The following is a 25,963-nucleotide window of genomic DNA, read 5'->3' on the forward strand; positions in this document are numbered from 1 at the left end:
GGGCCCGTCCCGCCCGATGGCGTCTCGCGACGGGGCGGGCCCCGGTCCGACGCCGCAGCCGGGAGACTGCGGCGCGCGGGAGGCCTCCCGCTCAGGGGGCGATGACCAGCTCGGCGATGAGGCCGCCGTCCAGCGCGAAGCGGTACTGCAGCTCCGCGACGCCGCCGGGGAAGTCCCCTTCCAGGCGGTTGACGGCCACCCACCGTGTCCCGTCGACGCGCTGTGCGCCGACGAGTTCGGTCGTGTACGTGAACTCGGCTCCGGCGTTGCGCAGGAAGTCGAGGACCTCGCCGCTCCCCCGGAAGGTCTGACCCTGGTCGACGACCACGGCCGCAGGGGTGAAGGCGCGGATGGCGGCGTCGACGTCGCGGGCCGCGTGGGCGTCGAGGAAGTCGCGGAGCGTGGCAGGGAGCTCGCTGGGCTGGATGCTGGTCGGTGTGGTCATGTCCCGACGGTGCGGCCTCCCGCACCGGGAGGGTCAAGCACTGGACCCTCCCCCGGGGAGAGGGTGCACAGTGCTCGCGTGCTGGCGATCGGCGAGTTCTCCAGGCTGACCCATCTGAGCGTGCGCACGCTCCGCCGCTACCACGACGCCGGGCTGCTCGAGCCCGCGACCGTGGACCCCGCGAGCGGTTACCGCTACTACAGCGCGGACCAGATCCCGACCGCCCAGGTCATCCACCGCCTGCGCACGCTCGACGTCCCGCTGCCCGACGTCCAGCGTTTCCTCCGCCTCCCCGACCCGAGCGCCCGCGGCGCGCTCGTGGCCGAGCACCTGGCGCGCCTCGAGTCGGAGCTGGACCGGACCCGCGCCGCCGTGGCGTCCCTGCGCCGCCTGCTGCAGCCGGAACCCCCTCCCCTGGACGTCGAGCTCCGCGCGGTGCCGGCGAGCACGGTGGCCGCCGTCGAGGACGACGTCGACCACGAGGACGTGCTCGCCTGGTACTCCGGCGCCATGGCCGAGCTCGATGCGGCGGTCGTCGGACCGACCGGCGTCCCGGGCGGCCTGTACGACAACGCGCTGTTCGAGGCCGGCCGGGGACACCTGCTCCTGTACCTGCCGACGCCGGAGCCGCCGCGCAGCGGGCGGGTCCACCCCGTGACCCTGCCGGCCGTCGAGTTGGCCGTCACCACCCACGTCGGGCAGCACGACGACATCGACGTCACCTACGGGGAACTCGGCGCCTGGGTGGTGGCCAACGCACTCGCCGTCGCGGGGCCGGTGCGCGAGACCTACCTGGTCGGTCCCCGCGACACGAGCGACCCGGCCGCCTGGCGCACCGAGATCGGCTGGCCCGTCTTCCGGGTGGCCCCGCGGTGAGCCACCGGCAGCACGGGCGGGAGCGCTCGGTCGACGGTCAGCCGCCGAGCCAGTGCTGCCGGCGGCGGGCGGTCGATCAGCCGGGGACGACGTCGGGCACGAAGTGCTGGCTCTCCTTGGGCGGCCGGACGTAGTCGGAGCGCACCGGTGGCCGGGGCGGCAGTCGGGGCGGCTCGGGGGTGAGGTCCTCGTACGGCACCTGCGCGAGCAGGTGGTTGATCACGTTGAGCCGGGCACGCTTCTTGACCTCGGCCTCCACCACCCACCACGGCGCCTCGGGGATGTCCGTGGCCGCCAGCATCGCGTCCTTCGCGCGGGAGAAGTCCACCCAGCGGTTGCGCGCCTCGAGGTCCATCGGACTGAGCTTCCAGCGCTTCGTCGGGTCGGTCAGGCGCTGCTGGAAACGCCGCTCCTGCTCGGAGTCGCTGACCGAGAACCAGTACTTGACCAGCTGGATGCCGCTGCGGACCAGCATCCGCTCGAACTCCGGGCAGGAACGCAGGAACTCCCAGTACTCCTCGTCGGTGCAGAAGCCCATGACCCGCTCCACGCCGGCGCAGTTGTACCAGGAGCGGTCGAACAGGACCATCTCACCGCGGGCCGGCAGGTGGGGCACGTAGCGCTGGAAGTACCACTGCCCCCGCTCGCGGTCGGTCGGCGCGGGGAGGGCGACCACCCGGGCGTAGCGGGGGTTGAGCGGCTCGGTGATGCGCTGGATCGCCCCTCCCTTGCCGGCGGCGTCGCGGCCTTCGAAGACCAGGACCACCCGCAGGCCCTCGGCCCGGATGAACTCCTGCTGCTTGACCAGCTCCACCTGCAGCCGGACCAGCTCGCGCTCGTAGTACTTGGTGCTCACTCGGGCGGTCGACCGCGGAGCCTCCTCGACCGACGCCTTCTCCTTGGCAGTCGTCATGGCTGGAGCGTCCTCCCCGCGGGTCGGCGCATCAACGCCTCCGGCCCGGGTGCGGTCCTCCGCGTGCCCGGCACCGCTGGGGACCGGGGCGTCGCGCGGCTCCACTCCCCGCTCCTTACGCTCGGTGCCGCCACCCCGACCGGATGGAGACCCATGCCCGTCGTCTCGCGCTTCTCGACGACCCCCGTCAAGGGCACCGCCCTGCACCACCCGACCAGCCTGGTGTTCACCGGGAACGGCGTCGAGGACAACCGGCGCTTCCACCTCGTCGACGCCCGGGGCCGGCTGTTCAACGGCAAGCACCACGGACCGTTGGTCCGGCTCACCGCTCAGTACGACGACCAGCGCCGGGAGCTGTCCCTGCAGATCCCCGGGCGTGAGCCGGTGCGGGGGACGACCGAGCTGGGCGAGGCGATCGTCACCGACTTCTACGGGCGCGACGTCGCCGGTCGCCTGGTGACCGGCCCGTGGTCGTCGGCGCTGACCGAGTTCGTCGGCGCGCCGGTCCACCTGGTGGCCGCCGACACCCCCGGTGCCGCGGTCGACGTGCACCCGGTGACCCTGGTCTCCGCGGCCACCATCGAGCACCTGCGCAGCGTGGCCCCCGGCGGCGAGCGCCTGGACCACCGGCGGTTCCGCATGCTGGTCGAGGTCGACGGGTGCGGGGTGCACGAGGAGGACACCTGGGCCGGCCGACGTGTCCGGCTGGGAGGCGCCACGGTGCGGGTGGTCGGCCCCGTCCCCCGCTGCGTGGTCACCAACGAGAACCCCGACAGCGGAGTGGTGGACTTCAGCACCCTCAAGGCCATCGCGCGCTACCGCGGCGAGCTGGCCGCAGACCTCACCACGCCGGTCGCCCACCTCCCGGACGGCGGCAAGGTCGTCTTCGGCGTGTACGCCACGATCGAGCAGCCGGGGCCGGTTCACGTCGGTGACCCCGTCGAGCTGCTCGCGGCGGAGGCGTCCGTCGGCACCTGATCGATCGCCCGGACGCCTCCCGCCTCGCGATCGCGAAGCCCTCTCCCGCGGGTGACCGACCTCCTGCCCACGCAGGGGACCGGCCACGATCGCGGCCGTCCGCCCCACGGGGAGTGCCGACGTCGGGCGCCCGCGTCGGCGGCACCGACCTCAGGCGACGATCAGGTCCCGGTCCGGCCGGAGAGGACGGCGACCCCCATCACGCACTCCTCCCGGACGCCCGGGGCTCCCGCGCCGCGCCGGACGGGCCCTGCACCCCAGGGCCTGCAGGGTGGCGATCGCCGGACGGGGCACAGCACCCGGTGAGGACGAGCGGCTCTCTCGAGCCCACGACGGCGGATCCGTGGAACGACCGGCTCACCCGGGACCCCGGCCGTGCGGCAGCTCCCGGCGGCCGTCCGAGCGGCCACGGTCGGGACTCATCCGGCGCGGGGGACGTGCGACCGGACGCACCGGGGAAGGCTGTGCACGCCGGCATCCCGACACATCGGGGCCGCGCCGCGGCTCCGGACGTGCGGTCGTCCTCACGACCTGAACTGGTGGTGGTCCGATGACGAGAAGGACGGATCGCCCCGTCGTACCCGACGGGCTCCCTCAGCTCCAGGCGGGGTGTCACCTGTCACCGGAGGACGGCGCCTGTCTCATGGAGTACGTCTCCGTCCTCGCCGGGACGGCCTTCGGCGACCACCCGCGCTGCACCGACCCCACGCTGGCCGCACTGGCCCGGCTGGTGAACGACGCCACCAGCGACGACGGCCGGCCGCTGCTCGCGGCCTTCGCCCCAGCCCTGGCTGCGACGGGCCCCTCCGCCGACGCCCGCCGGACCGCCGCCGTCGTCCGCGCCACCGTGCGGGCTGCCCGGGCGGCAGCGGCGGACCCGGGAGCCCTGGACCGGCACCTCGACCGCGCCGAGCGGCGGTGCGCCCGCGTCACCGGCAGCGGAGCGCGCGCCGGGCTGGCCCGGCTGCTGGATCCCCTGTACCGGCTGGGGACCGGCCGCCGTCGCCTGGAGGTGTCGGTCGGCGCGTTGGCAGGGCTCGCCGGGCCACGGCGTGACGCCGCGCTCAGGGGCACCCTGGCCGCAGCGATCGGTGCCGTCGTCCCGCCGGATCCTCCGGAGTGCCGGACCGTCCCGCCCACCGGGCGTGGTGACACAGCCGCGGCACGCACCCGCGGGTCCTGACCGGCGGTCCTCGCCCGCGGGCGGCGCCGGAGACACCGGAGCACCGCGGAGCGATGGCGGGGCCACACGGCCGACCACGGCGGCGCCGTTTCTTGACTCGGTCAAGGAAGAGGCGCCAAGATGGCCTCGTGCCGGACACCGCAGACCTCGAGCGCACCCTGCGCGCGGCCGGTCTGCGGGTGACCCGACCGCGCCTCGCCGTGCTGGACGCCGTCCACGCGCAGCCGCACCTCGACACCAAGTCGCTGATCACCGCGGCGCGTGCCCGCCTCGGTGCGGTGTCGCACCAGGCGGTGTACGACGTGCTGCAGGCGCTCGTGGGCACCGGCCTCGTGCGGCGCATCCAGCCGGAGGGCTCCGATGCCCGCTACGAGGCCCGTGTCGGCGACAACCACCACCACCTCGTCTGCCGCGAGTGCGGCGCGATCGTCGACGTCGACTGCGCGATCGGCGCCGCACCCTGCCTGACCCCCTCCGCCGACGCCGGCTTCGTCATCGACGAGGCTGAGGTCGTGTTCTGGGGACGCTGCGCGTCCTGTGCAGCCGGCCCTGCTCCCGCCCCCTCACCCCGCACCACACAGAGAGGTACGTCGTGACCAACGAGATCGACAAGAACCAGAGCGAGAGCACCAGCGAGAGCGAGAACCCGGCGATCCCCTCGCCGACCCAGGTCACCAACCGGCGGCCGCAGAGCAACCGGGACTGGTGGCCAAACCAGGTCGACCTGTCGGTGCTGAACAAGCCCTCCAAGGACTCCGACCCGCTCGGCGCGGACTTCGACTACCGGACCGAGGTCGCCACGCTCGACGTCGAGGCGGTCAAGCGCGACATCGTCGAGGTCATGCGCACCTCGCAGGACTGGTGGCCGGCCGACTGGGGCCACTACGGCCCGCTGTTCATCCGCATGTCCTGGCACGCCGCCGGCACCTACCGCATCGCCGACGGCCGCGGCGGGGGCGGCGAGGGCGGGCAGCGCTTCGCCCCGCTCAACAGCTGGCCGGACAACGCGAACCTGGACAAGGCCCGCCGCCTGCTGCTGCCGGTCAAGCAGAAGTACGGCCGCAAGCTGTCCTGGGCCGACCTGCTCCTCCTCGCCGGCAACGTCGCGCACGACGACATGGGCCTGCCGACCTTCGGCTTCGCCTTCGGCCGCCAGGACAACTGGCAGCCCGGCGAGATCTTCTGGGGTCCGGAGGACACCTGGCTCGGTGACGAGCGCTACGCCGGCGACGAGCCGCTCGACCTGGACGAGGGCCCGCTGGCGAACGTGACCATGGGGCTGATCTACGTCAACCCCGAGGGCCCGAAGGGTCAGCCCGACCCGCTCGCCTCGGCCCACGACATCAAGGTGACCTTCCGCCGGATGGGCATGACCGACGAGGAGACCGTCGCCCTGATCGGCGGTGGCCACACCTTCGGCAAGACCCACGGCGCCGGCAACCCCGAGCTCGTCGGCCCCGAGCCGGAGGGCTGCCCGGTCCACGGCAACGGGCTCGGCTGGATCAGCCAGCACGGCACCGGCAAGGGCGCCGACACCATCACCAGCGGCCTCGAGGGCGCCTGGACCCCGACGCCCACCACGTGGGACAACTCCTACTGGGAGACCCTGTTCGGCTACGACTGGGAGCTCGTCGAGAGCCCGGCCGGCGCCAAGCAGTGGCAGCCGTCCAACCCCGAGGCGCAGGAGCTCGTCCCCGACGCGCACATCGAGGGCAAGAAGAACCCGCCGATGATGTCCACGGCGGACATGGCGCTCAAGGTCGACCCGGAGCTGCGCGCGTACGCCGAGCGCTTCCGCAACGACCCGGAGTACTTCGCCGACCAGTACGCCCGCGCCTGGTTCAAGCTGCTGCACCGCGACATGGGCCCGAAGGTCCGCTACCTCGGCCCGGACGTGCCGGCCGAGGACCTCATCTGGCAGGACCCGGTCCCGGCCGTCGACCACGAGCTCGTGGGCGAGGCGGAGATCGCCGACCTCAAGCAGCGGCTGCTCGCCTCCGGGCTGACCGTCTCGCAGCTGGTGCACACGGCCTGGTCCGCCGCCGCCTCCTACCGCGGCACGGACAAGCGCGGCGGCGCCAACGGCGCCCGGCTGCGCCTGGAGCCGCAGATCGGCTGGGCGGCCAACGAGGGCGTCCGGGACGTGCTGCCGGTCCTCGAGCGGGTCAAGGGCGAGTTCGAGCAGCAGACCGGCATGAAGGTCTCGCTGGCCGACCTCATCGTGCTCGGGGGCAGCGCGGCGGTGGAGAAGGCCGCCGCGGACGCCGGCGTGACGGTGACCGTGCCCTTCACCCCGGGTCGCACCGACGCCTCGCAGGAGCAGACCGACGTCGACAACTTCCGCTGGCTCGAGCCGCGGGCCGACGGCTTCCGCAACTGGATCGCGCCCGGGAGCAAGCTCCAGCCGGAGACGCTCCTGATCGACCGGGCGTACATGCTGGAGCTCACCGCCAAGGAGATGACGCTCCTCGTCGGTGGCCTGCGCGTCCTCGGCGCCAACACCGGCGGCGTGCAGCACGGCGTCTTCACCGACCGCCCGGGCGTGCTGTCGCAGGACTTCTTCCGCAACCTGCTGGACCTGGGCATCTCCTGGCGGACCGCGGTCGAGGCCGAGGGGGTCTACGAGGGGCTGGACGCCGACGGCAACGTCGTGCGCACGGCCACCGCGGCCGACCTGGTCTTCAACTCCAACTCGATCCTGCGCGGCATCGTCGAGGTCTACTCGGCCGACGACGCGAAGGAGAAGTTCGTGCAGGACTTCGTCTCGGCGTGGGTCAAGGTCATGGAGCTCGACCGCTTCGACGTGAAGTAGTCCCCCCGCTCGGACGCCCCGGCCCGCACCGCGGGCCGGGGCGTTCGCGCGTCCGTGGGACCCGGGTACCCGCGGACGGGGCCGGCACGAACGCGACACACGCCGCGGGTGCCGCGCGGCTACAGGCTCCCCCGCGGCAGGACCCACCGGTGGGCGAAGTCCAGCACGTCGGCGGCGATCTCGAAGTCCGCGTCGTAGTGCAGGACGGTCATCCCGTGCTCGGCCGCGAGGACGGCGGTCAGCAGGTCGGCGATGCCCACCGCCCGGTGTCGTCCGGTGCGGGCCAGCCCTCGTTGCGCGTCGAACGCGCGCTGCCAGTGCTCGTCGTCGGTGGGCAGGTACTCGTAGGCGGCGCGGCGGTCGGCGCGGATCTCCTCGTACTCCCCCGGGCTGCGGGCACTGAAGAGCGCCTCGGCGTCCAGGGGCGCGCAGGTGGCCACCAGGCCGCCGGTGATGAGTGGCTCCAACCGCTCCGCGACGACGGGCAGCCGCATCCGGGCCGCCGCGCTGGTGTCGATCAGGAAGCGGGCGATCACCGCCACACGTCTGCCCGCTGAGCGGGAGCGGCCATCTCCTCCAGGCCGCCCTCCCGCAGCCAGCGCACCTGCCGGGCCCGTGCGGCCGCGCTCGCGGCCTGCTGCAACGCTGCCCGGACCGTGTCCGAGATGCCGCTGGTGTGCAGTTCGCGCTGCGCCCGGGCCAGCAACTCGTCGTCGAGGTCGATCAACCGCTTCGTCACCGCGCTGCCCCCGATCGGGTATATACCTGTTCGTCTCGGAGTATAGGCACCGGTCTCGCATCGGAGTCGAACGGGACGCTGCGGACCCTGGCGCGTCGCGACGAGGAGCGGTAGGGAGGAGCGGTCCCGGCCGTCGACGAGGGAGCACTCCCATGGCCGACAAGTCGCCCCACGACAACCACGCCGCGAAGAAGTCGGGCAAGGCCGTCAAGGCCAAGCGCAGGGAACGCAGGAACGAGCAGCGGGCCGCCACGGAGATGGAGCGGCTGATGCACCCCCGGCGCGGCACGGCCTGACGGCCCCCGCGGGCGAGGACGCACCGCACCCACGCCGCCCGGGGCCCGCTCGCCGTCGCTGCGGCCGGCCCTCGAGGTCCGCGGGTGCCGCGGTGGGGTGCGCGCGGAGCCGCACGGCGACGTCCCCGCGCTGAACCACCCGGCCGGCCCGTCCGTGACATGGGCGAGGGAGTTCCGGAGGCGCACATGGCAGACCCGTCCCGCCCGGCCCGCCGGCCGGCGTCCGCACGAGGCCCGTGCACGCACACCCGCCGCGGGACGACCGTGAGCCCCGGGCGGTGAGGCAGGACCAGCGTGCCCCCTTCGTCGCGGGGTTGCAGCAGGCACGGGAGGCCGCCTACCCCGCGGGCGAGTACGTCGGCCAGGAGAGCTTCATGCGGGCCGCCGAGATCCGCCGGCTGGCCCGCCGGGCCGGCATCGGCCCCGGCGTCTCCGTCCTCGACCTGTGCTGCGGGGTGGCCGGCCCGGGCCGGCTGATCGTGGCCGAGCTCGGCTGTCACTACCTGGGGCTGGACTCCTCCGCGAGCGCCGTGGAGATCGCCCGCGGCCTGGCCGGGGACCTGCCGTGCGCCTTCGCGTGCGCGCAGGTCCCGCCGCTGCCGGACGGCCCCTTCGACGTCGTCCTCCTCCTGGAGACGATGCTGGCCTTCCCCGACAAGCGCGCCCTGCTGGCCGAGGTGGCCTCCGCCCTCGGGCCCGGCGGCCGGTTCGCCTTCACCCTCGAGGAGGGCGCGCCGCTCACGGCGGACGAACGCGTCCGCATGCCCGACGCCGACACCGTCTGGCTCCTCGAGATCGCGGAGATGACCGCCCTGCTGGACGAGGCCGGGCTGGCGGTGACCTGGCAGGAGGAGTGCAGCGCCGCGCACTCCGCGACGGCGGCGTCCCTGCTGCGGGAGTTCCGCGCCGGGTGGAGCGTCATCGCCCCGCAGGTCGGGCGGCAGGCCCTGACCGAGCTGATCGCGGCCCACGAGCTGTGGCGCGACTGGCTGGGCCGCGGGCGGGTGCGCAAGTTCGCGGTGGTGGCCGAGAAGCGATGACCTACGCCTACAGCCGCTACCTGGCGGCGAAGAAGAGCCTCGACGATCGGGCCCTCAACCGCTCCGTGCTGGACGAGCTGCGCCGCCTGGTCCCGCCGGGCCCGCTCCGGGTGCTGGAGATCGGCGCCGGCCTGGGGACGATGGTGGCCCGGCTGCTGGAGTGGCGGGTCGTCACCGCCGGCGAGTACACCCTGCTGGACGTCGACCGCCGGCTGCTGCAGGACTCCCGCGCGTGGCTCTGCGGCTGGGCGGGCACCCGCGGCCTCGACGCCGAACCGCTGCCGGACGGCGTGCGCCTGGGCGACCTCCGGGTGCGCCTCGTCGAGGCCGAGCTCGGCCGCCACCTGGAGAGCGGGAACGGGGCACCGGCAGACCTGCTGATCGCCAACGCCTTCCTGGACCTGGTGGACGTGCCGGCCGTCCTGCCCGGACTGCTGCGGCTGCTGCTCCCGGGCGGCACCTACTGGTTCACGGTGAACTTCGACGGCGAGAGCGTCTTCCAGCCCGAGCACCCCGCCGACGACGAGGTCATCGGCGCCTACCACCGCACCATGGACCACCGCGTCCGCTACGGCCGGTCGGCCGGGGAGAGCCGCACGGGCCGCCACCTGTTCGGCCATCTCCGGGCCGCCGGCGCGCCCCCGCTGTCGGCGGGCTCCTCCGACTGGGTCGTGCTGGCCGGCCCGGACGGCACCTACCCCGGTGACGAGGCCTACTTCGTCGAGGCGATCCTCCAGACGGTGCAGGACGCCCTGGAGGGGCCGGCGGCGCCGTCGGGCCTCGCGGACTGGCTCGCCGTCCGCCGCCGCCAGCTCGCCGACGGGGAGCTGGTCTACCTGGCCCACCAGCTGGACGTCGCAGGCCGGTCCCCCGGCTGAACCGTTCCGCCGGCACGTCCGTGCTCCAGGGTGACGGCAGCGGATCGTCACGGAGGTGCCGTGCGCTCGGTTCGGGTGGAGACGGCGTCCGGCACGCTCGCCACGCCCGCGCTGCTCGGCGTCCTCTCCCTGACCACGGGCCTCGGTCCGGCCGGATGGGGCGTCGGCCTGGCGTCCGGCTGGACGGCGACCGCGCTGCTGGCGGCCGGCCGCACCCGCAGGGAGCAGCCGATCCTCCCGCCGGACCGGGTCACCCTGACCCGGGCACTGCTCAGCGCGGGGGTCGCGGGGCTGGTCGCCGACTCCGTCGGCCGTCCGCTGCCGGTCCCCGCGCTGGTCGTCCTCTCCTGCGTCGCGCTCGTGCTCGACAGCGTGGACGGGCGGGTGGCGCGCCGCACCGGGACCGTGACGCCGTTCGGGGCCCGCTTCGACGGTGAGGTCGACGCCTTCCTCATCCTGGCGCTGAGCGTCGCGGCGTCCCGGGAGCTCGGCGGCTGGGTGCTGGCCATCGGCGCCGCCCGGTACGTGCTGCTGGTCGCGGGGTGGCTGGTCCCGTGGCTGGCCGCACCGCTGCCCCCCCGGTTCTGGGGCAAGGTGGTCGCCGCCGTCCAGGGCATCGTGCTCACCGCCGCGGTCTCCGGGGTGCTGCCGCGGCCGGTCGCCGCGCTCGCCGTGGGCGTCGCGCTGGTGCTGCTGGCCGAGTCCTTCGGCCGCAGCGTCGTCTGGCTGTACCGGACCGGCGCGGGCCCGCGCTCCCGCCGGGCGCTGCGGTCGGCCACCACGCTGGTCGCGGGCGCGGTCGTCTGGGCCGTCCTCGTCGCACCGCCCCGCCTCGACCAGCTCACCCCCGCCGCCTTCGCCCGCATCCCCCTGGAGGGCCTGGCGCTGGTCGCGGTCGCACTGGTGCTCCCGGCCCGGGCCCGACGGGTCGTGGCGGCCGCGGCGGGGGTCGCGCTCGGCCTGCTCACGCTCGTCAAGCTCCTCGACGCCGGCTTCACCGCGCAGCTCAACCGGCCGTTCAACCCCGTCCTCGACGGGGGCACCTTCGCGCCGGCGATCGGGGTGCTGCGCGACTCGATCGGAACGGCGGCCACCGTCGCCGCCGTCGTCCTCGCCGGTCTCGCCGTCGTGCTGCTGGTCGCCGTCGTCGTCGCCTCGACCGTCCGGCTCAGCAGCGGCACCGCCCGCCACCGGCGCCGCTCCGCCTCCGGGGTCGCCGTCCTGGGCCTGGTGTGGGTGGTGTCCGCCGCGCTGTCGCTGCAACTGGCGCCGGCCGGTCCCGTCGCCTCGGCCGGCACCGCCGCGCTGGCCGTGGCGCACGGCCGCGACGTCGGCGCCGCCGTCCGGGACCAGCAGCGCTTCGAGGCGGCCACCCGGGCCGCCGACCCGTCCGCCGGCCTCCCCGGGGCGGACCTGCTGGCCGGCCTGCGCGGCAAGGACGTCGTCGTGGCCTTCGTCGAGAGCTACGGACGGGTCGCCGTCCAGGGCTCCCCGATGGCGCCGGGCGTCACCGCCGTCCTGCGCGACGGCACCAGCCGGCTGGCCCGGGCCGGGATCGAGGCGCGCAGCGCCTTCCTGGACTCCCCGACCTTCGGCGGGCAGAGCTGGCTGGCCCACGCGACCCTGCACTCGGGGCTGTGGATCGACAGCCAGGCGCGCTACGACCAACTGCTGGCCAGCGACCGGCGGACGCTGGCCAGCGCCTTCGGCCGGGCGGGCTGGCGCACCGTCAGCGTCAACCCCGCCAACGACCAGCCGTGGCCGGAGGGCACCGCCTTCTACCACTACGACCAGGTCTACGGCCGGTACGACCTCGGCTACCAGGGCCCGGGGTTCAGCTGGGTCACGATGCCCGACCAGTACACCCTGGCCGCCTTCCAGCGGCTCGAGCTCGCCCCGGGGGGTCCCCCGGTGATGGCCGAGATCGACCTCATCTCCTCGCACCAACCGTGGACCCCGCTGCCGACCATGGTGCCCTGGGACCAGGTCGGCGACGGCTCCGTCTTCGACCCCATGCCCGCCCGGGGCCCGTCGCCGGACGAGGCCTGGCGCGACCCGGACACCGTCCGCCGGCTGTACGGGCAGTCCATCGAGTACTCCCTGCAGGCGCTCGTCGAGTGGGTCGCCACCCAGCCGGACGACGACCTCGTCCTCGTCCTGCTCGGTGACCACCAGCCGCTCACCGTGGTCACCGGACCCGACGCCACGCACGAGGTCCCCGTCTCCGTCGTGGCCTCGGACCCCGCGGTGCTCGACCGCCTCGCCGGCTGGGAGTGGCAGGAGGGGCTGCTGCCGGGCCCCGCCGCGCCGGTGTGGCGCATGGACGCCTTCCGCGACCGCTTCCTCGACGCGTTCACCGACGGCGTCGACCCGCAGGCGCTCGGGTCCCCGCGGTGACCGACGGAGCCCGCGCCTTCTGGCTGCGGGAGCCCGGAGCCGGGGAGATCCGGCCGGTGCGGCTCCCCGAGCCGGGCCCGCTCGACGTCGTCGTGCGGGCGCTGCACTCGGGCATCAGCCGGGGGACCGAGACCCTCGTCTTCCGCGGCGAGGTGCCCGAGAGCCAGCGGGAGGTCATGCGCGCCCCGTTCCAGGCCGGCGACTTCCCGGGCCCGGTCGAGTACGGCTACCTCAGCGTCGGGGTCGTGGAGCGCGGCCCCGCCGAGCTCCTGGGCCGGACCGTCTTCTGCCTGTACCCGCACCAGACGGCCTACGTCGTGCCCGCGACCGCCGTCGTCCCCGTCCCGGACGGCGTCCCGGCCCGGCGCGCCGTGCTCGCCGGCACGGTCGAGACCGCGGTCAACGCGCTGTGGGACGCCCCGCCCCTCCTCGGTGACCGCGTCACCGTGGTCGGCGCCGGCATGGTCGGGTGCTGCGTCGCGCGGCTGCTGGCGCGGTTCCCGTGCGTCGACGTCGAACTGGTCGACGTCGACGCGGGCCGGGCCGAGGTGGCCGCCCGGCTCGGTGTGCCCCTCGTCGCGCCGGGGGACGCCGCGGGCGACCGCGACCTCGTGGTGCACGCCAGCGCGACCGCCGCGGGCCTGCAGCTGGCGCTCGGCCTGCTCCGGGCCGAGGGCACCGCGCTCGAGCTGAGCTGGTACGGCGACCGCGAGGTGACGGTGGCGCTCGGCGGCGCCTTCCACTCCCGCCGGCTGGACCTGCGGGCCAGCCAGGTCGGCACCCTGGCGCCGGCGCGCCGGAGCTCGCGGAGCCACCGGGACCGGCTGGCGCTCGCCCTCGACCTGCTGCGCGACCCGGCCTTCGACGCGCTGCTCACCGGGTCCTCGCCGTTCGACGACCTGCCCGACGTGATGGCGCGGCTGGCCGACGGCCGCCTGCCGGCCCTGTGCCACACGATCGCCTACGACCAGGAGGACGCCCGTGTTCAGCGTGACGGTCCGTGACCACATGATGATCGCGCACAGCTTCACGGGCGAGGTGTTCGGCCCGGCCCAGCAACTGCACGGCGCGACCTACGTCGTGGACGCCACGTTCCGCGGCGCCGAGCTGGACGCCGACGGGGTGGTCGTCGACATCGGCGCGGCCGCCGCCCTGCTGCACGAGGTGCTCGGCGCGCTGACCTACCGCAACCTCGACGACGACCCGGACCTCGCCGGCACGAACACCACGACCGAGGTCCTGGCGCGCGTGGTCGCCGACCGGATGGCGCTGCGGATCCGCGACGGCGCGCTGGGGCCCGGCGGGGTCAGGCTGGAGGGTCTCGCCGTCACCCTCCACGAGTCGCACGTCGCCTGGGCGAGCTACGACCGGCCCCTGTGAGCGCGGTCCACGTCGTCGTCCCGGCCGGCATCCACGACCCCGCGCGGATCAGTGGCGGCAACCGGTACGACCGCGAGGTCTGCGCCGAGCTGCGGAACGCCGGGTGGAGCGTCACCGAGATCGCCGCCGAGGGCTCGTGGCCACGACCCGACGCGCCGGCGCAGGCCGCCCTCGCGCGGTCGCTCGACGTCCTGCCGGACGACGCCCTCGTCCTCGTCGACGGGCTGGTCGCCTCCGCCGCCCGTGCGGTGCTCGTGCCCCGGGCGCGGCGGCTGCGGCTCGTGATCCTGGTGCACATGCTCTTCGGCGGCGTGCACCTCGACGGTGGGGACCTCGACGGCGTGGCCGTCGCGGAGGACGACGAGTCGGCGGTGCTCGGCAGCGCGCGGGCCGTCGTCACGACCAGCGACTGGACCCGCCGACGGGTGCTCGAGCGGTACCGGCTGCCGGCGGGCCGGGTGCACGTCGCCCACCCGGGTACCGAGCCGGCGCCCGTGAGCCCCCGGACGACCGGCGGCGGGCGGCTGCTGTGCGTCGGCACCCTGTCGCGGCTCAAGGGCCAGGACCTGCTGCTGGAGGCACTGGGGACCCTGACCGGCCTCCCCTGGCGCTGCAGCCTGGTGGGCCCGCTCGACCGGCACCCCGACTTCGTCTCGGCGCTGGCGCGCGCAGCGACGGCCACCGGCATCGCCGACCGCGTCCGGATGCCGGGGACCCGCACCGGGGCGGCGCTGCGCCGCGAGTACGGGGACGCCGACCTGCTCGTCCTCCCCTCGCGGGCGGAGACGTTCGGCATGGTGGTCCCCGAGGCCCTGGCCGCCGGCGTGCCCGTGCTCGCGACCGCCGTGGGCGGCGTCCGGGAGGCCGTGGGCACCACCGCGGCGGGCCGGCCCGGCCTCCTCGTCCCCCCGGAGGACCCCGGTGCGCTCGCGGCCGCCCTCGCCCGCTGGCTCACCGACGCCGCGCTGCGCGACCGCCTCCGGGACGCCGCACTGCGCCGCAGGGAGTGCCTGCCGGTCTGGCGGTGCACCGGCGAGCGCGTCCGCGGCGTCCTGTCCGCGGTCGGGGGTGAACCGGATGCGCCACGGATCCGTGCAGTCCAGTGACAGGGACGGAGACCGATGGCGTGAGACGACGCGCGTGGGCCGGGGCACGCCTCCTGGGGGGTGTCCTGATCCTCGCCGTCCTGGTCCGGTGGCTGGGCGCGGAACCCTTCGTCGACGGCCTGCGCGGCCTCGGCCCCGGCACGCTGCTCACCGCGCTCGCCATCGGCGCCGCGACCACGGTCTGCTCCGCCTGGCGCTGGCGGGTCGTGGCCGCGGCGCTCGGCGTCGGCCTGCCGCTGCCGGCCGCGACCGCCGCCTACTACCGGTCGCAGTTCCTCAACAGCGCGCTGCCCGGCGGTGTGCTCGGCGACGTCCACCGGGGGCTGCGGCACGGCGTCGACGCCGGCGACCTGGGCCGCGGGCTGCGCGCCGTCGTCTGGGAGCGCGTCGCGGGCCAGGCGGTCCAGGCGGCGGTGGCGGTCGCGGTGCTGCTGACCCTCCCCTCTCCGGTGCCCGCGGCGGTGCCCGCGGTCGCCACCGCGGTCGCGGTGGCCGGAGGCGTCCTCCTGGTCACGGGCCGCGGCGTGGCGCGGCACGGTGCGTCCCGGCCTGCCGGGGCCCTCCGCACGGCCGGGGCCGAGGCCCGCGGCGTCCTGCTGCAGCCGGCCACCGCGCGACCGGTCCTGCTCGCGTCCCTCCTCGTGGTCGGCGGGCACCTGGGCACGTTCCTGCTCGCCGCCCGCGCCGCCGGGGTGGACGGCCCCGCGCTGGAGTTGCTGCCGCTGGCGCTGGTCGTGCTGCTGGCCGCCGCGATCCCGCTCAACGTCGGCGGGTGGGGGCCCCGTGAGGGGGTGGCCGCGTGGGTCTTCGCGGCCACCCCGTGGGGGGCGGCCGCGGGTGCCTCGGTCGCCACCGCCTTCGGCGTGCTGACCCTGGTGGCGGTGCTCCCCGGCGCCGTCGTGCTGCTCGCGGCCCGGCGGCAGCCGGGGCCGCGGGGTCCCCGGCTCCCGGCCCCCCGACGGGCCGCGGAGGCCGGCTGCCTGCAGAGCGCGACCCGAGAGGACGGTGCGGCACATGGCTGATCGGCCCTACACCCTGCTCAGCTGCGGCATGTCGATCGACGGCTACCTGGACAGCACGGACGCCGCCCGGCTGCAGCTGTCCAACGCCGCCGACTTCGACCGGGTCGACGCCGAGCGGGCCCGCTGCGACGCCATCCTCGTCGGTGCCGCCACCGTGCGGAACGACAACCCGCGCCTGCTGGTCCGTTCCCCGGCCCGGCGCGCCGAGCGGCTGTCGCGCGGGTTCCCCGCCTCACCGGTCAAGGTCACGCTCACCCGGCGGGGCGACCTGGCCGCGACGGCCGCCTTCTTCACCACCGGCGACTCCGACAAGATCGTCTTCTGCCCCAACCGGGTCGTCGACGACGTCCGGGCCCGGCTGGGTGCGGTCGCGACCGTCGTCGACACCGGCCCGGCGCGGGACGTCGACGTGGGCGAGGTCCTGGAGCACCTCTCGGCCCGGGGGGTCGACCGGGTGATGGTGGAGGGCGGCGGGAACGTCCTCACCCAGTTCCTCAGTGCCGACCTCGTGGACGAACTGCACCTCGTGGTGGCGCCGCTGTTCGTGGGCGACTCCCGTGCGCCCCGGCTCGTCGGCGACGGCCGGTTCCCCTGGAACGCCCACCGCCGGGCGACCCTGGCCGGCGTCCGGCAGATCGGTGACGTCGTGCTGCTCCGGTACGCGCTGTCCGAGAGGTTCTGCGCCGACGACGCCGCCGGAGAGGGTTGATGGCACCCCGCCCGGCCGACGCGGCGATCCGCACCCAGGTGCGGATCCCCTTGCGCTTCCCCGACGGCTACACCACCACGGCCCTCGTCACCAGCTTCCGCGGCCTCGTCGACGGCCGGGAGCACCTGGCGTTCGCGCTCGGCACCCCGGCGGCCCTCCCGCTGGTCCGCCCGCACAGCGAGTGCCTGACCGGGGACGTCTTCGGCAGCCAGCGCTGCGACTGCGGCCCGCAGCTGCGGGAGGCGGCCGAGCGGATCACCGTCGCCGGCGGCTACCTGCTCTACCTCCGGCAGGAGGGGCGCGGCATCGGTCTCTACGACAAGCTCGACGCCTACGCGCTGCAGGACACCGGCCTGGACACCTACGAGGCCAACGTCGCCCTCGGCCACGCCCCCGACGAGCGCGACTACACGGTCGCGGCCCAGATGCTGCGGGCACTCGGCGTGTCCTCGCTCGCCCTCCTCAGCAACAACCCGGACAAGGCCGCCCAGCTCGAGCGCCTCGGCGTGACCGTGGCGGCCCGGGTCCCCACCGGCGTGCACGCGTCGGAGGCGAACGCCGGGTACCTCTCCGCGAAGGCCCGCAACGGTCACCACGGCCTGGGCGCGATCCACCCGTCCGGCGTGGCCGCGCCGTCCCGGGCCGAGACCCGCTGACGCGGCGGGCGACGACGGCAGGACGGAGAACCCCATGTGGGCACAGACGCTCAGCGGTCCCTTCCGTTTCGAGCAGGTCGAGGTCGCCGCCCCGGATCCCGCCGCTCTGGCGCCCGGGCACGTGCTGCTGGCCACCCGCGCCGGCGGCATCTGCGGCAGCGACCTGCCCAACTTCCGCGGCGCCGTGTGGCCGCACCCGGCGGCCGAGGACGGCTGGGGCGCCACGCGGGCGCCGGGTTTCCCGCTGCACGAGATCGTCGGTGAGGTCGTCGCCAGCCGGCACCCCGACCACTCCCCCGGCGACCTCGTCGTCGGCTGGGCGTCGATGTTCGACGGCATCGCCGAGCTCGTGGTCACCGACGGCGACGGGCTGGCCCGCTACGACACCGGCCTGCCGCCCACCACGGCGGTCATGCTGCAGCCCCTGGCGTGCGTGCTCTACGCCGTGGAGCGGCTCGGCGACGTGTCCGGGCAGGCGGTGGCGGTGATCGGTCAGGGCCCGATCGGCCTGCTGTTCAGCCACGTCCTCAAGGCCCGCGGCGCGGCCCGGGTGACCGGCGTGGACCCGGTCGACCGCACCGACGTCGCGGCCGCCTTCGGCGTCGACGAGGTCGTCACCGCCCGGGCCGAGCGCTGGTCGGGCTCGCTGGCCGACGCCGACCGGCCGTCGGTGGTCGTGGAGGCGGTCGGCCACCAGATCTCGACGCTGCAGCCGGCGCTGGACGCCGTGGCACCCGGCGGTCAGGTCTTCTACTTCGGCGTCCCGGACGACCCCGTCTACCCGGTCGACATGATGACCCTGCTGCGCAAGAACCTGACCCTGCGCTCGGGCGTCACCTGGGAGCGGCAGCGGGTGCTGGCCGAGGCCGGCGCCCACCTGGCGGCCCACCCCGGCCTGCGGAGCTGCTACGTCAGCGACGTCCACCCCGTCGCCGACGTGCAGGCGGCCTTCAGCGCCGCGGCTGTGCCGCGGCCCGGCCAGCTGAAGGTCGCCGTCGACATGACCTGACCGCCGTCGTCTGGACGGCGGCGCCGGCCGCTCCCGGTGTCTACGACGAGGTGCGCATCGTCAGGTCGGTGAGCGCGACGACGTACTCCTCCGTCTGCTGGTCGACGTGGACGGCGTACGTGGTCGGGTAGTAGCCGCTCTCCTGATACGCGGCCGGCTGCTTGAGGGGCTTCTCGAGGCTGGGTCCGGTCAGGAGCCAGTCCCGGGTGATCATGGGCTCGATGAAGGTGTAACGGCCGTCCCAGACCCCGTTGATGATGATCTCGGTGAAGTCGTACTCGCCTGGGACGAGGGTGGTGTCGCTCGAGTCGATGAGGTGCACGCCCATGTTGGGCACCGCCTGCGCAGCAGCGGGCGCACCCGGGGGAACGGTGTAGTCCTGTGGCACGTACCGCGTCTCCGGCAGCCGTTCGGCCTTGGCCGCGTACTCTGGGTCGTTCGGCGTGATCGCTTCCATCGCGGCCATGTCGAGCATGGCGAAGTGGAAGTCGAAGTGCGGTCGGCCGAACAGTTCGGCGGGCTCGTGTCCCTGGGGATTCCAGTTCAGCATGAGGTGGTCGAACGCGGTCGCCTCCGCCTCGTCAGGCATGTCGATCATCAGGGTGGTGCCCGAGGTCGGCAGGCCGTCGAGAGCCGTCGGGCTCAACCGGGCGCCCACTTCCGTCGGTTGCCCCTCGTCGTCCAGCGTGACGTAGGTCGTGACGGTGCCGTTCCCCAGATCCTGGGAAGAGCTGGAGAACGTGCCGCTCTCGGCCGGCGCCGCGTCGCTCGACTCGGTGACGTCGTCCCCGCAGCCGGGGAGGAGGGCCACACCCGAACAGGCAGCCGCGAGGAGTACGGCGCCGCGGCGGGCGCTACCAGTGGTCATCGTCCTCACCTTCCGGGATGCCGCCTCGACACGTGGATCACCGCCAGGCTCTCGGCGGGAGGTCGAGACGGACGCGTTGGCTCGGCAGAGGCCGGAAGTCTGCGAGCACCGCCGCGACGACCGCGCAGTCCCGGACGGCCGATGGCGTCCTGGCTGCCGGGCGGCCGTGTTCGGTCGGCTGACATCGGAGTTCCGGCCATGCCGCCCCCTCCGGGAACGGCCTGGCGTCGGTGTGGGCCGAGGCGATGCGAGGTCTGGCACCGCGCCGCTCGAGTGGGCGGGCCACCGTCGGCTCGACCGGGACGTTCCGCGTGAGGCCGACACCGTCCTGCGCCCGGGCCGACAGGTCAAGAACCGCTCGGACCGCAGCGGACCGGGCCCGCCGGCCCCCTGTGCGTCGTCCGTCCGCGCTCACCGCCGATGACGCTGGGTACCCCCTGGATGGCCGCCCGCGTCACCCGCCGGGTCGCGGCGCCCGGTCCGGCGGCGAGGCACGTGGCGTCAGCTCGAACAACGGGGTGAGGCCGGAGAGCTCGAGCACCCGCCCGAACCGGTGCGTCGCACGTCGGATCCGCGCCGGGCGGCCGTCGGCCCGGGCGGTCTCCGCCCAGCGCACCAGGAAGGACAGCCCCGTGGAGTCGATGTAGCCCAGCTCGCCGACGTCGACGGCGAGGATCCGCAGCCGGTCCAGGGCGTTCTCGTGGGTGAACTGCTGCAGCACCGCGGCGTCCATGTCGCCGGTCACGTGCAGCACCTGGCCGCCGGCCTCGTCCTGCACCGTGATCCGTCCGGTCAGCTCGTCAGGCCGACCCCGATCCTGACCGCCCGCCCCGTGACCGGGCGAGCGGCCGAGGGGCGGCGCGGACCGGCGCCCTGCGCCCGGCGCCGATCCAGGGTCTGCGGCCGAGGAGCGCCGGATCGGGAGGCGGCGCAGCGGGGTGCGGCCGCCCGGGGCGTCGGCCGCCTGCTGGTGCTCGCTCACGCGGCTGCGGACAGCAGCCCGAGCTCCTGGGCCTTGACGACCGCCTCGAGCTGGGAGCGGACACCGAGCTTGCTGTGCAGGGCCTTCACGTAGCCCCGGCAGGTCTCCACGGTGATGCCGAGGACCCGGGCGATCGACTTGACCTGCATGCCCCGGCCCAGGCAGTCGAGCACCTCCTGCTCCCGGCGGGTCAACTGCGGGGGAGGCTCCTCCAGTCGCGCCGGGCCGCTGCCGGCGGTCGGCGCGGCGGAGAACGTGGACGGGGCCACCAGCATCTGCCCGGCCCGCACCCGGCCGAGGACGTCGAGCATCTCCGCCAGCGAGCCGTCCTTCGGGATGAACGCCGACGCCCCCGCCTGGGTCGCGCGCACCACCCACTCCGGGTCCCGGTGCGCGGTGACCACCGCGATGACCGCGCCGGGGGCGACCTGGCGCAGCCGCCGGGCCGCGGACAGCCCGTCCTCGCGCGGCATCTGGATGTCCATGACGACCACGTCGGGCTGCGTCTGCTCGGCCGACGAGACGGCCTGCGCGGCGGACGACGCCGTCCCCACCACGTCCATCCCGCCCGCCTGCAGTGCGAGGGCCAGCATCTCGGCGAAGGCGCGGTGGTCGTCGACCACCAACACCCGGAGAGGCACGGGAGCGAGCGGCGGGTGGTGTCGGTCGAGGGACCGGTACTGGGCGGGCGGGTCGAGCTGGGCGAGTGACAACGGATCCCCCGTGCGGTCAGGCGCCCACTGTTTGAGCGCGCAACCATCAGACGTGGGCGCTGACGTGACGGAAAAGGCTCTCCGCCCAACTGCTGACCAAAGTCCCTGCCGCCTCCCAGCGGGTCGCGACGCTGCGTGTCGGACGGGAACACTCCGTATCGGATCCGCAGCGTCCGGATCCGTCACCGGTCGCTCGACGTGCAGACAGCCTCCAGCGCCCCGGCGGGAACACGTGGAGATCGCCCGCGACACGACATGACGCGGTCGTCGGGACGGGCGGCGCGGGCCGCACACCCCGGCGAGCCGCGCCATGGACACGGTCCCATTGTCGCTGGCTGTGACCCACTCCACAGTCCTCCCGGACCGCCGTGCAGGGCGGTCTCCTCACGGACGCGCGTCGGGCGCGGTCCCCTGCGGGCAGGAGCCGGAGTGAGTGTGACGACCGGGGCGGCACGACCGTCCATCAAGATCGACGGAAAGCGGCGGTGGGTGTTCTACGCCGTCCTCTACACGAACTTCGTCGTGTGGCTGGACACCGCCAAGTTCAGCGTCCTGACGCCCTTCTGGGCGGCCGACCTCGGGGCCGACGCCACCCAGATCGCGAGCATCTCGGCGTCGTACCTGCTCGGGTACTTCCCGATGCTGTTCCTCGCCGGGGTGCTCGCCGACCGGATCGGGCCGCGGCTGATGCTGCTGATCTGCCTCACCGGCGTCACCGTGCTCGGCGGCAGCATGGCCTTCGTCACGACCGTCGACGAGATGTACTGGCGCAACATGCTGTTCGGCGTCTTCTTCGGCTTCCTGTGGGCGCCGTGCCAGCGGATGCTCGCCGTCTGGTTCGCGCCGATCGAGACGGCGAAGGTGACGGCGGCGTGGGTCGCCTCGCTGATGATCGTCTCGGTCGTCGCCCCCTTGATCGCCCTGCCCATCGCCTCGACCTGGGGGTGGGAGGAGGCGTTCCTCATCATCTCGGCGCTGGGCATCCCGGCGATCATCGCCATCGCGGTGTTCACCCGGAACCGGCCCGACCAGCTGCCCGGCATCAGCGCCGAGGAGCTCGCGCACATCAACGTCGGCCGCGACGAGGCCGCCCGCGCCAACGTCCCCCTGCGCGAGATCGCCAAGGTGTTCAAGTCGCGCAGCGTGCTGTTCATGGTCGTCGCTGGCGCCCTGGCCACCACGCCCACCTGGCTCATCGGGACGTGGAGCACCTACGGCCTGATCACCCTGCAGGGCATCGACCCCGACGTGGTGACCTACGTGGCCCCGCTGGCCGCCGTGCCGGTCATCCTCTACGCCTTCGGGCACGGCCGGGCCGTCGCCGGCCCGTTCCGGGGCCGGCTCCGCCCGCCGATGGTCCTCGGTGCCGCGCTGGGCGCGGTGGGGTTCCTGTCCGCCGGTCTGCTCGACCTGCCGTGGCTGGCCTGGCTGTTCGCCATCGGGATGCTCGGTTTCATGGTCGACCCGCTGTTCTGGGGCAGCCTGAACACCTACTGGCTGGGCGTGGCCAAGCCGGAGCTGACCGGCACCCTCAACGGTGTGGCGGCCGGCCTGCAGGTCGCGTTCGGGTACGTCCTGGTGAACGCGTCGGGGGGTTGGCTCGACACCTCCGAGGCCGGTCTCGGCCAGCTCGACACCCTCTGGATCGTCGGGGGCGTCGTCTTCCTCCTGTCGATCATCCCGGTGTTGCTGTCGAAGGACGTCCGCATCCACGCCGAGCCCGAGCCCGCACCGCCGCCACCGCTGCCGGGTGAGGCGACGTCCGCCCTCGATCTGCCCGTGGCACGCGAGCGACCCCTCCCCGATCCCACCCCCTGATCCGCCGTCGTGCCGGCCGGCCCCTGGGCCGGCCGGCCCCTGGGCCGGCCGGCATGACCCGTCTTCGCCCCCGGTGGTGCCCCGCCGGATCCGCTAGGCGCACTCGAGCTGGGTCACGACCCTGACCGGCCGCGAGATGATCGACCCCACGGGGGACGTCGCGACGACCGCGGAGTGCAACCGCCTGAGCTCCTCCTCGGCAGCACCGGGTGCCGTGAGCGTGATCAGGGCACGGACCTCCGTGTAGCCCGGGGAGACCTGCTCCGGCGGGAGCAGGCCGAAGAAGGCACGAAGGTCGAGGTCGCCCGAGAGCTGGATGTCGACGCGTTCGAGATCGATGCCGAGCAAGCCGGCCTGTGCGACGAACCCGGTGGTCAGGCAGCAGCCGTACGCCCCGAGGACGACCTCGACCATGTTCGGCGCCGTGTCCGTGCCGCCCAGGTGCGTCGGCTCGTCCATGGCGATCGTGTGCGAGCGGATGACCGCCTCGCTCCGGAAGCCGTGCCGCCAGTGCGTCGTCGCGGTCCAGACGGTCTGGCCGACGGCGGCATCGTCACCGACGCGCTCGATGAAGTCACTGAGCGCTTCCCTGTCGAACCCGAGATCCACGTTCATCGGTGTCCTCCTCATCTGTCCGCACCGGTCGGCTGCACGGAAAGCGCTCGGCCCACGGCTCCGGACGCGCGACCACGGCCCATCGTCCGGGCGGGTGCGGTCACCGGCCGCCAGGACGAGGGGATCGGGCACGCTGCTCCGCGACGCACGGACGGTCCTCAGTGGCGGTCGCCGTCGGCCCGTGGCTGGTGGCCCGTCTCCCAGTCTGGGGGTCGTCGGTCCGCTCGCACGGTCGTCCGTCGCCCGCCACGCCGAGGGAGCGCGCTCCTGACGCGGCGTCGCGGGCCGACTGCCGAGCGTCCTGGCCGCGAGCGCCCGAGCGGTCACCAGGGTTGCTCGGCGAGCACCGCGTCGCCGCGTCCGACCACGACGAAGGCGTGCTGCCCGCGGTGGGCGAGCCACGCGTCCTGCCAGTCCTGACCCTCGGTGTCCCCGTGGTAGCCGCCGGGCGGTCCGTCGTGTGCGGACTCCACCGGCGCGGCCGCGGGCAGGAAGGCGAGGTCGAGGAACGTGCCGTCGCCCTCGGCGCTCCACAGCCGCACGCCGACCACGTCGGTCACCGCGCGGCCGTACTCCCGGATCTCCTCGACGCCGACGCCGGTGCCCCAGTCGCTGCCCGCGAGGAACCAGTCGGCGCTCCCCCATCCCGCGGCGGCCAGCGCCTCCTCGAAGGCGAGCAGCCCGTCGGCCCCGCCCGGCCCCGCACCCGGTCACGAGCAGCACCACCGCCGTCCGCAGCGCCGGCCGCGCCCACCGTCGGGTCCGGGTGCCCCGTCTCCGTGCCGGCTCAGCCCCGGCCGAGGTACGGCATGCCGGTCGCCATGACCGTCGTGAACGGCACGGTGACGTCCAGCGGCAGCCGGGCGATGTGCACCACCGTGGCGGCGACGTGCGCGGGGTCGAAGGTCGGCTCCGGCCGGACCGAGCCGTCGGCCTGCCGGGCGCCGGTGGCGACGCCCGCGGTCATGTCCGTGGCCGCGTTGCCCACGTCGACCTGCCCCACCGCGATGCCGTGCGCACGGCCGTCGAGCGCCATGGCCCGGGTCAGCCCGGTGACCGCGTGCTTCGTGGCGGTGTAGGCGACGCTGCCCGGCCGCGGCACGTGCGCCGAGATCGAGCCGTTGTTGACGATCCGCCCGCCGGACGGGTCCTGGGCCTTCATCAGCCGGACGGCGGCGCGGCTGCAGAGGAACATCCCGGTGAGGTTCACCTCCACGGTGGCCCGCCAGTCGGCGACCGCGATCTCGTCGACCTCCCCGGACGGGCCGAACGAGCCGGCGTTGTTGACCAGCAGGTCCACCCGGCCCCAGGCATCGCGCACCGCGGCGAAGGCCCCGTCGACCTGCGCCTCGTCGGTGACGTCGGTGGGCAGCACGAGCGTGCGCCCACCGTCGGCCGCCGTCGCCTCCAGCGCGGCTCGGGTGCGGCCCAGCAGCGCGACGGCCCACCCGTCGTCGGCCAGGGCCCGCGCGATGGCGCGGCCCAGCCCCGAGCCGGCACCGGTGACGACGGCGGCGCGGGTCTCCTCGGCCATGGCCGGAGCCTGCCACGGGGCGTGCTCCCTGCGGGCGTGCCAGCCTGGGCCGATGCCGGTCCCGTGGGTGCACGCCTTCGTCGACGTCCCCGCCGGCTCCGTCGACGCCGCCCGGGCGTTCGGGTCGGCGGTGACCGGGTGGCCGCCCGGCGAGCCGTGGTCCGGGCACCCGGAGTTCGTCTCGCTCGACCCGCCGTCCGGGGCGCGTCACTTGCACGTCCAGCGGATCGGCGGGCCCCCGCGGGTGCACCTGGACCTGTCCGGCTCGCTCGCCGAGGACGTCCCCCGGCTGGCGGCGCTGGGCGCCGAGCCCGGCCCGCTGGGTGACGGGTGGCGGGCGATGACCTCCCCGGCCGGCCCGCCCTTCTGCGTGACCGCCAACCACCCCGACGGCGGCGCGGGCTGACCGCCGTCGCCTCGCCCACGGCGGGGCGGCCCGGGCTCGTCGTACCGGGGCTCTAGCGTTCCGTGGTGTGACCGATGGGTTCGACGCCGAGAACCCGCCCGGGATCGACGCCGAGCCGACCGGCGCCGACCTGTGGGAGCGCACCCAGCGGACCGGAGAGCAGGTCGCCGCGGCGTACGAGCAGCTGGTCGGCGCGAGGTCGCGGCAGGCGCGGGCCGCCGTCGCGCCGGAGTTCCTGCGGGCGGTGCGCCGGCTGCTGACGCTGCGGCTCGTCGCGGTCGCCGGGGACCGGCGGCGCGCCTTTCCGCAGCAGGTGCCCCCGACCGGACGGGGCGGCGCCGCGGCGCTGTGGGCGGAGGTGTTCTGGGCGGCGCGGGCCCGGACGCCGGACGACGACTGCGGCGTGCTGGAGGCGACCGACGTGTCGATCCGAGGGCTGCTGACCCTCCAGCCGTCGGACCTGACCGACCCGGACACGGTGCGGGCGGTGTGGGAGTGGCTGGAACTGGTCGAGGAGACCTTCGGCGGGCTGGAGATGGAGGCCCAGGCGACGGTGGAGCGGCTCCGCGAGACGTACTGACCGGGCCC

At 74.8% G+C, this 25,963-nt stretch carries 29 protein-coding genes; 19 read left to right on the forward strand and 10 right to left on the reverse strand.

Going from position 1 to position 25,963, the window contains the following annotated elements; all coding sequences use genetic code 11:
• Nucleotides 1–91: 91 nt before the first annotated feature.
• Entirely contained in the window at nt 92–445 is a 354-nt protein-coding gene (locus ACI78Q_RS17560; RefSeq protein WP_456924700.1) for a nuclear transport factor 2 family protein, read from the reverse strand.
• 78 nt (nt 446–523) lie between these two features.
• Here ACI78Q_RS17560 and ACI78Q_RS17565 point away from each other — a divergent pair, with 78 nt between their 5' ends.
• Complete coding sequence (locus ACI78Q_RS17565) at nt 524–1,321, forward strand: MerR family transcriptional regulator (protein ID WP_456924701.1); 798 nt, start codon at nt 524–526, stop codon at nt 1,319–1,321.
• Nucleotides 1,322–1,397: 76 nt separating this feature from the next.
• Here ACI78Q_RS17565 and ppk2 read toward each other — a convergent pair whose 3' ends face one another.
• The gene (gene ppk2, locus ACI78Q_RS17570) at nt 1,398–2,234 is read right to left on the reverse strand and encodes a polyphosphate kinase 2 (protein ID WP_456924703.1); all 837 of its coding nucleotides are present in this window, start codon (nt 2,232–2,234) and stop codon (nt 1,398–1,400) included.
• Between the two features lie 153 nt (nt 2,235–2,387).
• Between ppk2 and ACI78Q_RS17575 the strand changes: the two genes are divergently transcribed.
• From ACI78Q_RS17575 to katG, 4 genes are all read left to right on the forward strand, one after another.
• On the forward strand, nt 2,388–3,212 hold the full coding sequence (locus ACI78Q_RS17575) for an MOSC domain-containing protein (RefSeq protein ID WP_456924704.1): 825 nt from the start codon (nt 2,388–2,390) through the stop codon (nt 3,210–3,212).
• Between the two features lie 643 nt (nt 3,213–3,855).
• Nucleotides 3,856–4,395: a hypothetical protein gene (locus ACI78Q_RS17580; protein ID WP_456924705.1), complete on the forward strand. Its 540-nt coding sequence runs from the start codon at nt 3,856–3,858 to the stop codon at nt 4,393–4,395.
• A gap of 128 nt (nt 4,396–4,523) precedes the next feature.
• Nucleotides 4,524–4,991, forward strand: coding sequence for a Fur family transcriptional regulator (locus ACI78Q_RS17585; RefSeq protein ID WP_456924707.1), 468 nt, complete (start codon nt 4,524–4,526; stop codon nt 4,989–4,991).
• Nucleotides 4,988–7,207: a catalase/peroxidase HPI gene (katG, locus tag ACI78Q_RS17590; RefSeq protein ID WP_456924708.1), complete on the forward strand. Its 2,220-nt coding sequence runs from the start codon at nt 4,988–4,990 to the stop codon at nt 7,205–7,207. Before ACI78Q_RS17585 ends, katG begins: the two co-directional genes overlap by 4 nt.
• A gap of 119 nt (nt 7,208–7,326) precedes the next feature.
• Here the strand turns inward: katG and ACI78Q_RS17595 are convergent, their stop codons facing one another.
• Both ACI78Q_RS17595 and ACI78Q_RS17600 read right to left on the reverse strand, forming a co-directional pair.
• A complete protein-coding gene (locus ACI78Q_RS17595; RefSeq protein ID WP_456924709.1) occupies nt 7,327–7,743 on the reverse strand; it encodes a PIN domain-containing protein in 417 nt (138 codons plus the stop codon).
• A complete protein-coding gene (locus ACI78Q_RS17600) occupies nt 7,740–7,946 on the reverse strand; it encodes a DUF2191 domain-containing protein (protein ID WP_456924710.1) in 207 nt (68 codons plus the stop codon). Before ACI78Q_RS17600 ends, ACI78Q_RS17595 begins: the two co-directional genes overlap by 4 nt.
• 152 nt (nt 7,947–8,098) lie before the next feature.
• Here ACI78Q_RS17600 and ACI78Q_RS17605 point away from each other — a divergent pair, with 152 nt between their 5' ends.
• The 11 genes from ACI78Q_RS17605 to ACI78Q_RS17655 all read left to right on the forward strand — a co-directional run bounded on the left by ACI78Q_RS17605 (nt 8,099) and on the right by ACI78Q_RS17655 (nt 18,439).
• Nucleotides 8,099–8,242: a hypothetical protein gene (locus ACI78Q_RS17605; RefSeq protein WP_456924711.1), complete on the forward strand. Its 144-nt coding sequence runs from the start codon at nt 8,099–8,101 to the stop codon at nt 8,240–8,242.
• A gap of 278 nt (nt 8,243–8,520) precedes the next feature.
• Nucleotides 8,521–9,282 (forward strand): class I SAM-dependent methyltransferase, encoded by a 762-nt coding sequence (locus ACI78Q_RS17610; RefSeq protein WP_456924713.1) that lies wholly within the window; start codon nt 8,521–8,523, stop codon nt 9,280–9,282.
• Nucleotides 9,279–10,160, forward strand: coding sequence for a hypothetical protein (locus ACI78Q_RS17615; RefSeq protein WP_456924715.1), 882 nt, complete (start codon nt 9,279–9,281; stop codon nt 10,158–10,160). The genes ACI78Q_RS17610 and ACI78Q_RS17615 overlap by 4 nt, the downstream gene beginning before the upstream one ends.
• 60 nt (nt 10,161–10,220) lie before the next feature.
• A complete protein-coding gene (locus ACI78Q_RS17620; RefSeq protein ID WP_456924717.1) occupies nt 10,221–12,557 on the forward strand; it encodes a CDP-alcohol phosphatidyltransferase family protein in 2,337 nt (778 codons plus the stop codon).
• Nucleotides 12,554–13,561, forward strand: a complete 1,008-nt coding sequence (locus ACI78Q_RS17625) for a zinc-dependent alcohol dehydrogenase (RefSeq protein ID WP_456924718.1) — start codon at nt 12,554–12,556, stop codon at nt 13,559–13,561. Before ACI78Q_RS17620 ends, ACI78Q_RS17625 begins: the two co-directional genes overlap by 4 nt.
• Nucleotides 13,539–13,937, forward strand: coding sequence for a 6-pyruvoyl trahydropterin synthase family protein (locus ACI78Q_RS17630; protein WP_456924719.1), 399 nt, complete (start codon nt 13,539–13,541; stop codon nt 13,935–13,937). The genes ACI78Q_RS17625 and ACI78Q_RS17630 overlap by 23 nt, the downstream gene beginning before the upstream one ends.
• Nucleotides 13,934–15,043, forward strand: coding sequence for a glycosyltransferase family 4 protein (locus ACI78Q_RS17635; RefSeq protein WP_456924721.1), 1,110 nt, complete (start codon nt 13,934–13,936; stop codon nt 15,041–15,043). The genes ACI78Q_RS17630 and ACI78Q_RS17635 overlap by 4 nt, the downstream gene beginning before the upstream one ends.
• A gap of 20 nt (nt 15,044–15,063) precedes the next feature.
• Nucleotides 15,064–16,065 carry a lysylphosphatidylglycerol synthase transmembrane domain-containing protein gene (locus tag ACI78Q_RS17640; RefSeq protein ID WP_456924723.1) on the forward strand — a complete coding sequence of 334 codons (1,002 nt, stop codon included), beginning with the start codon at nt 15,064–15,066 and terminating at the stop codon, nt 16,063–16,065.
• Nucleotides 16,058–16,774 carry a RibD family protein gene (locus tag ACI78Q_RS17645; protein ID WP_456924725.1) on the forward strand — a complete coding sequence of 239 codons (717 nt, stop codon included), beginning with the start codon at nt 16,058–16,060 and terminating at the stop codon, nt 16,772–16,774. The genes ACI78Q_RS17640 and ACI78Q_RS17645 overlap by 8 nt, the downstream gene beginning before the upstream one ends.
• Entirely contained in the window at nt 16,774–17,430 is a 657-nt protein-coding gene (locus tag ACI78Q_RS17650) for a GTP cyclohydrolase II (protein ID WP_456924727.1), read from the forward strand. The genes ACI78Q_RS17645 and ACI78Q_RS17650 overlap by 1 nt, the downstream gene beginning before the upstream one ends.
• A 34-nt stretch (nt 17,431–17,464) precedes the next feature.
• Nucleotides 17,465–18,439, forward strand: coding sequence for a zinc-binding dehydrogenase (locus ACI78Q_RS17655; RefSeq protein WP_456924728.1), 975 nt, complete (start codon nt 17,465–17,467; stop codon nt 18,437–18,439).
• Between the two features lie 40 nt (nt 18,440–18,479).
• On the opposite strand, the gene ACI78Q_RS17660 is transcribed toward ACI78Q_RS17655, so the two are convergent.
• The 3 genes from ACI78Q_RS17660 to ACI78Q_RS17670 form a co-directional block, all read right to left on the reverse strand.
• Nucleotides 18,480–19,307, reverse strand: coding sequence for a DUF5602 domain-containing protein (locus ACI78Q_RS17660; protein WP_456924729.1), 828 nt, complete (start codon nt 19,305–19,307; stop codon nt 18,480–18,482).
• A 454-nt stretch (nt 19,308–19,761) separates the two neighbouring features.
• Nucleotides 19,762–20,085, reverse strand: coding sequence for an STAS domain-containing protein (locus ACI78Q_RS17665; RefSeq protein WP_456924731.1), 324 nt, complete (start codon nt 20,083–20,085; stop codon nt 19,762–19,764).
• Nucleotides 20,086–20,285: 200 nt separating this feature from the next.
• Nucleotides 20,286–20,930: a response regulator gene (locus ACI78Q_RS17670; protein ID WP_456924733.1), complete on the reverse strand. Its 645-nt coding sequence runs from the start codon at nt 20,928–20,930 to the stop codon at nt 20,286–20,288.
• Between the two features lie 501 nt (nt 20,931–21,431).
• Between ACI78Q_RS17670 and ACI78Q_RS17675 the strand changes: the two genes are divergently transcribed.
• Nucleotides 21,432–22,820 carry an MFS transporter gene (locus ACI78Q_RS17675; RefSeq protein ID WP_456924734.1) on the forward strand — a complete coding sequence of 463 codons (1,389 nt, stop codon included), beginning with the start codon at nt 21,432–21,434 and terminating at the stop codon, nt 22,818–22,820.
• A 93-nt stretch (nt 22,821–22,913) separates the two neighbouring features.
• Here ACI78Q_RS17675 and ACI78Q_RS17680 read toward each other — a convergent pair whose 3' ends face one another.
• From ACI78Q_RS17680 to ACI78Q_RS17690, 3 genes are all read right to left on the reverse strand, one after another.
• Nucleotides 22,914–23,435 (reverse strand): OsmC family protein, encoded by a 522-nt coding sequence (locus ACI78Q_RS17680; RefSeq protein WP_456924735.1) that lies wholly within the window; start codon nt 23,433–23,435, stop codon nt 22,914–22,916.
• Between the two features lie 323 nt (nt 23,436–23,758).
• On the reverse strand, nt 23,759–23,995 hold the full coding sequence (locus ACI78Q_RS17685) for a hypothetical protein (protein ID WP_456924737.1): 237 nt from the start codon (nt 23,993–23,995) through the stop codon (nt 23,759–23,761).
• A gap of 227 nt (nt 23,996–24,222) precedes the next feature.
• Nucleotides 24,223–24,969, reverse strand: coding sequence for an SDR family oxidoreductase (locus ACI78Q_RS17690; RefSeq protein ID WP_456924739.1), 747 nt, complete (start codon nt 24,967–24,969; stop codon nt 24,223–24,225).
• A 52-nt stretch (nt 24,970–25,021) separates the two neighbouring features.
• Between ACI78Q_RS17690 and ACI78Q_RS17695 the strand changes: the two genes are divergently transcribed.
• Nucleotides 25,022–25,375 (forward strand): VOC family protein, encoded by a 354-nt coding sequence (locus tag ACI78Q_RS17695; protein ID WP_456924740.1) that lies wholly within the window; start codon nt 25,022–25,024, stop codon nt 25,373–25,375.
• A 67-nt stretch (nt 25,376–25,442) separates the two neighbouring features.
• Nucleotides 25,443–25,955, forward strand: coding sequence for a hypothetical protein (locus ACI78Q_RS17700; protein ID WP_456924742.1), 513 nt, complete (start codon nt 25,443–25,445; stop codon nt 25,953–25,955).
• Nucleotides 25,956–25,963: the final 8 nt, after the last annotated feature.

Source organism: Geodermatophilus sp. SYSU D00705, from assembly GCF_054050135.1.